The sequence below is a fragment of the Bradyrhizobium australiense genome (assembly GCF_013114825.1).
GTDB classification, from domain to species: domain Bacteria; phylum Pseudomonadota; class Alphaproteobacteria; order Rhizobiales; family Xanthobacteraceae; genus Bradyrhizobium; species Bradyrhizobium australiense.
The window spans coordinates 1-5,840 of record NZ_JAAVLX010000029.1; the positions used below are offsets into that span (position 1 = coordinate 1).

Consider the following 5,840-nt stretch of genomic DNA (forward strand, 5'->3'; position numbering starts at 1 on the left):
CTCTCGACCGGCCACGGTACAGCGCGGCCAGATAGCCGCCTGTCGCCGCAAATCGCTCGACAATTTACCGAGCTCGACGCCGCCCGCCGCGCATTCGTCAGCGGCTTCACCGTCCCGCAACTCGTTGGACCGGCTCGATCCCAATCACGAGATCACCCCCGGCGCTCAAATCCCCATAGCGCCTGCGGCACCGCTCTACGTTCCTTAAGCGCGGTTTCCTCCCTTGGAGGCTTTCGGACGCCGGCCGCCGAACACGCGGCGCGCTCCCTCAAGCGGCCGGCATCCCAAACCCTTCACAGCAAACGGACATCGCTCAGGGCGCTCCGCAGGTCCGCTTTGGGCCGGCGAAAAACGGAAGTCACGAATGGACTACAACTACTCCATACTATCGTCAGCGATTAATATCTAACGTGAACTGGTTCACAAATGCACAAGAGGGCCAAACGTAACCGCGCACGATATGCAAGCCCGGGCTCTTGGCGGATGTGCGCTAGTGCGATCAGCAGGCCCGAGAAAGCGTCGAACATCGACGTCCACGGCGCTTTCCAATGATCCCAAAAACGATTAATCTCCTTCTCTTCACGCAATTCAGAAACTTGATCGGAGAATAAGCCACACGATAAATCAGATGGAGGAACCTATGGTGAAGAGAGCGATTACGCTCGGCGGCGGTGGTCCCGCAGCCGGCCTGCACATCGGGGTTCTGGAAGCTCTTGCCGCCGCCGGTATAACGTTTGATGTATGGGCATTGTCCTGTATCGGCGCGTGGGTTGGCGTTGTTTACAATCAATTCGGCGATGAAAAGAAAAAAGTCGAAAACAAAGACAGGGCCGAACTGACCTATCAATTCTTCAAGAATGGCGTTTTTCGGGACGACGAAAGCTATGAGCGCTTTCCGATAAACACCGTTTTCGGACCGGATTGGCGCAGCAATATAAAGGCTCTGAATAACTTCGTCACCGACCCCGACAATTATAAAGACTTCCTGTGGGACCCGTACAAGATGATGGATGTCTTCCAGGACTCCATGCAGCTTGTGTCCAATCAGCTGCCCCGCAAAAAGAAAAAGTTCAAGAAATTGGATGAGGGAGATTTCAATAGATGGATCCTCAACCAAGCGATGGCACCCAATCCCTTCGTCCGTTATTTCACGTCCATGATGTATTTGTCCAATGTCAACGGCCTGTCGAGGATCAACTATCCGGAGAGCGAGTTTATGAAGGGTATAGATTTCGACGAGCTGGAAAAGCAAGAAAAGCCAGCCATCTTTCACAACGCCTGGAATCTTGACGAAAAGAGGCTTGCGTTGTTTTCCAATCGCAAAATGACAAATACCAAAGAGTACAAGGGTTCTATCGACGCACGCTCTTTATGTGCGTGTTCGGCTCTTCCTTTCATCGAAGGAACCGTAGAGATCGACGGAGTGACATACTGCGAAGGGGCCTTGGTCGACACGGTCAACTTCTGGAGCTTACTCGAGGAGCACGATAAGCCAGAGGATAAACTCGACGAAATATGGGTGAGCCGTATCGTCGATTCGAAACAAGTTCGCAAACCGGAAAATCTTCACGATGCGCTCGCAAATCTTTGCCAGTTGTTTGCAGCGACCGTTGGCGAAGATGACGTCAACCTGTTCAAATACCACGTCCGCTACGACAATCCGGGAACGGGAAAAGAATGGAACGGCACCCTGGTCGAGATTCACGTGCCGGGGCACATCAATTTCAAATGGAACCACAGCAATCTGGATAACGGGCGGGAGCTCGGGAGAGTGTCTGCCCTACACGCCATCGATTCGTATCACAAACACAAAGATGACCCGCATGAGGGAAAGCCACTTTTCATAAACGAGCATCCGGAACGAGACCCGAACTGGGGAGAACTGCGTCGCTATTATGAACGTCTAAAGCAAGCGGCTGCATAAAGATCTATCGGCGATAGGCGATTAGGGAAGAGAAAAGAAACAGGCGATCCAGCGTCGTTGAACAATCTGTAGTCGAGAGTCACCGCAATTGGGCGAGCAGAGCCTTTGCCTGCCTCAAATCTGGCGTGTCAAAACCCTCGGCGAACGAGGCGTAGACCGGCGCGAGGAAATTGAGCGCTTCCTCACGCCTGCCCTGATCGATCCACAGCGCGGCACGGTCCATTGCGGCTCGAAGTTCAAGTGTCTTGGCGTGTTGGCTTCTTGCCGTGTTTAATGCCTGCTCGAGCAGCGCCTGCGCTTCGGCGTCGACGTCTGGTCCGCCGCGGACGACCAGCACCCGTGCCTTCAGCCGATACAATTCGGCCTCCAGAATTCGTTCGCTGTTGCGGCCGGTTGTAGCGAGGCCGTGCTCGATCAATTCCAGCGCGGCCTCGTAGTCGTGACCAATCAACAATGGCGGACACAAAAGCACGTAGAGCGCGGTGATGGCCAGCTGATAACCTGCGCTACGATATTCGTCCAACGCGGCACGGATCTCCCCGAGTGCGCTGGGTGAAGGATCGAGCGACGCCACGCATATGCCCCGAATGGCGCGCGCCAAGCGCCATTGCCGGAATCCATGCTCCTCCGACAGGGCGATACAGCGTTCGGCATGACCTTGCGCAGTCAGGAATTCGCCACGAAGCGCGTGAAGAATGCATGCATAGTAACAAGCATATGCCTGCGAGTGCGGATGACTGATGGCGTCGGCGCGCTGAGTGGCAGCGTCCATTCGCATAACTGCCATATCGGCGCGGCCAAGCAGCCAGAGAGCCCATGACATCAGCGCCAGATCGGCCACGCCGGCATCCTGGCCGGCCGCACGCGCCGCCAGCCTGTCCTCCTCGCTACTCGCCTCGAACGCTTCGTAGGCGCGTTCGATCACTTCATGGGCACCGGTGAGGTGTCCCATGAAAAGGCGGATCATCGCCTGCCCGCGCATCGCATTGAGCAACGCCGGTCGATCGTCGCGCGCTTCGGCGAGTTGGAGCAGGGCCGCGATCGTTTCCTCGGCCAGCGGCAACTCACCGCGCATTACGCTCGCGGTGGTCAACCAGAACATCACCTGGTGTTGCTCGGGAGGGTCTCCTAGACGCTCACATAGCTCACGCGCGCGGGCAAAGGTTGCCATCGCCTTGTTCGAGGCTGGCCCTTGGGTAGCGATCAGGCAGGGCCCGAGAGCGAATTGGAAGTCGAGTTCCAACCTGTCCTTTCGCGCGCTATCGGGCAGATGGCCCGAGGCCTCGATACCTCGTTGCAAATGCGCGATGGCCTCAAGGTTGGCCGAGCGCATGGCGGCCTTCTTGCCGGCATGCAGCCAATATGCCTCCGCCTTTTGGAACAGCCCGGCCTCCGTCAGATGGTGCGCGAGAGTTTCGGGTTGAGTCTCCACAATTTCCGGGAACCGTTGCTCGAAGGCGTCTGCGATCGTGGCATGCAGCGCTGCCCGTCGGCTCTTCAGGAGTCCCGAGTAGGCAGCGTCCCGCACAAGCGCGTGCTTGAAGGTATAGACCGCCTGGGGTATCTCGCCCCTGCAGAATATCAACTCCGACCGAACCAACTGGTCAAGCGCCTCCTCAAGTCTCTCTTTTGGCAACCCAGCTACGGCGCTCAGCAGTTCGTAGGAGAACTCGCGACCCACCACAGCGCCGATCTGAGCTACCTCCCTCACCGGAGCCAATCGATCGAGCCTCGCCATCAGCGATGCGTGCAATGTCGTCGGAATCGCCATTGAGGGCAGAGGACGGTTGAGGACGTAGTGATCGTCCTGCTCATGTAACAGCCCGGTTTCGAGCACCGTCTTGGTCAGTTCCTCCACGAACAGGGGCACGCCATCGGTGCGGGCGAGGATCTGGTCCATTACCTCTTCCGGGAGCGTCTTGCCGGCGGTGACGCGCTCGATTAACGTCGCCCCGTTGCGTCGGTTCAGCCGCGTGAGCGAGATCGTCGTCACATGCGCATGACCTGGCCAGGGCGGCGCGAACTCGGGCCTCGCGGTGATGAGCAGCAGCACCCGAAGCCGCGGTACCTGTTCCAAGGTCATCGTGAGCAGCTCCAGCGACGTCGGATCCGCCCAATGGACATCCTCAACAAGGACAAACACGGGCTGTCGCGCCGCCAAGCCATTGAGCTGAGTCAAAAACGCCGCCAATGTTATCTCCTTGCGCTTCTGCGGGCTCAGCTCTGGCATACGGTAACGGTCACTGGGTGGTATCGACAGAAGGTTGGCCAGAGGTAGCACTACGCGGTCGGCATCAGCACCGGACCGCACGAGCAGCGCTTCAAGCTTGGCGAACTTCTCTGCCGGCGGGTCACTCCGCTCGAACCGGGCAGCCCGTTCGAGCTGGCGGATGAATGGATACAGCGCACTGTTAGTGTGGTGCGCCGAGCAGAACTGGCGCACTGTAATGTGCGGTTCGGCGTGGAGCCGCTCGTCAAGCGCTAAAGCAATGTGCGACTTGCCGATACCGGGCTCTCCGGTGAGCATCACCGCGCAACCTTCGCCACGCCTGGCGTGCTGCCAGCGACGCAACAGCATCTCGATTTCTTCGTCACGCCCAATTGGCGGCGCCAATCGGGTTTTGTGCTGTGCCTCGAAACGGCTTTCCACTTCGGTCGTTCCCAGGACCTGCCAGGCTGGTATTGGCTCCGCCCATCCTTTAAGAGCAACAGGGCCGAGATTGCGGCATTCGAAATGCCCATCAGTGAGCCGGTGCGTACTCTCGGAAATCAGCACGGTACCGGGATTGGCGAACGCCTGCAGGCGCGCAGCCAAGTTCGGCGTCTCGCCGATGACCGTCTGCTCTTGAGCCGAGCCTTCGCCGGTCAAATCGCCCACGACCACCATGCCGGTAGCGATGCCAACGCGAACCTGTAGCTCGGTCGCGGGGTCTGTCCGGAGCTTGGCCACGGCATCGACCAGCGCCAGCCCGGCGCGTGTCGCCTGTTCGGCATCATCCTCGTGCGCCTGAGGATAGCCGAAATAGGCGAGCACGCCATCTCCCATATACCGCGCGATAACACCGTCATTCTGGGCGACAACCTCTGCGATGCAGCGGTGATAGGCGCCCATTACGGCCCGCAAGTCCTCCAGATCAAGGCGAGCCGAAAGTGCCGACGAGCCGACCAAATCGCAAAACATGACTGTAAGTTGACGCCGCGCGGCGTTGTCCGCCGACGCCGGCTTGGTGCCCGTTCGAGGTGTTCGCGGAACCTCTCCCTGAAGTTCTGCGATCGCGCGCAGCATCTTGCGGCGATGCCCAAGCAGGACGCCCAGGTCCTTTAGATCCTGCTCCGTGAGATATCGAACGACCGAGAGGTCGATGGCGTTTTCGCGGAATCGCTCGGTGTACTCGCTCAAACCGATCGATGCTAGCCACTCTGCAATACCTGTCATGGTATACCTATGGCGTATACAATGAGAATAGCACATGGGAGAGCCTTGCGAAGGCACATCTGTCGACGGAAGCGCCGATCGCCGGACTTCTCGCCCAATGTAACACAGTGGCCCCGGCGAAAAGTGGACGCTGCCAAGCGCGATGTCTGTTAGCGGTCCAGAGGACTAAACCGCTCGCGCGGTAGGGCGGCGGGGCTGACGGCACAGCCAAGAGGATAGCGCAACGGGGCGTCCTGTCTTGAGATGAGGGGTTCGCAACCTTCACTCAAAACAGGAGCATCCCCATGACCGACGAGGCAGTAAGCCCGTTGCGCCGGCGCATGATCGAAGACATGACGATCCGCAAATTTGCGCCCAAAACCCAACACGACTACGTGCAAAGGGTCAAGCACTTCGCTGCGTTTCTCGGGCGATCACCGGATACGGCGAGCTTCGAGGACGTGCGCCGCTACCAGCTTCATCTGACGGCGAGCGGCGTTG

Annotated in this window: 3 protein-coding genes; 2 read left to right on the forward strand and 1 reads right to left on the reverse strand. The window is 58.6% G+C overall.

What is annotated here, in order from left to right:
• The first annotated feature begins 640 nt into the window (after nucleotides 1–640).
• Nucleotides 641–1,924, forward strand: coding sequence for a patatin-like phospholipase family protein (locus HCN58_RS35035; RefSeq protein ID WP_171583836.1), 1,284 nt, complete (start codon nucleotides 641–643; stop codon nucleotides 1,922–1,924).
• A 79-nt stretch (nucleotides 1,925–2,003) separates the two neighbouring features.
• Here the strand turns inward: HCN58_RS35035 and HCN58_RS35040 are convergent, their stop codons facing one another.
• Nucleotides 2,004–5,360: an AAA family ATPase gene (locus tag HCN58_RS35040; RefSeq protein ID WP_171583837.1), complete on the reverse strand. Its 3,357-nt coding sequence runs from the start codon at nucleotides 5,358–5,360 to the stop codon at nucleotides 2,004–2,006.
• A gap of 284 nt (nucleotides 5,361–5,644) precedes the next feature.
• On the opposite strand from HCN58_RS35040, the gene HCN58_RS35045 reads away from it, so the two are divergent.
• The coding region (locus tag HCN58_RS35045) for a phage integrase N-terminal SAM-like domain-containing protein (RefSeq protein WP_171578611.1) at nucleotides 5,645–5,840 on the forward strand (196 nt) is incomplete at its 3' end.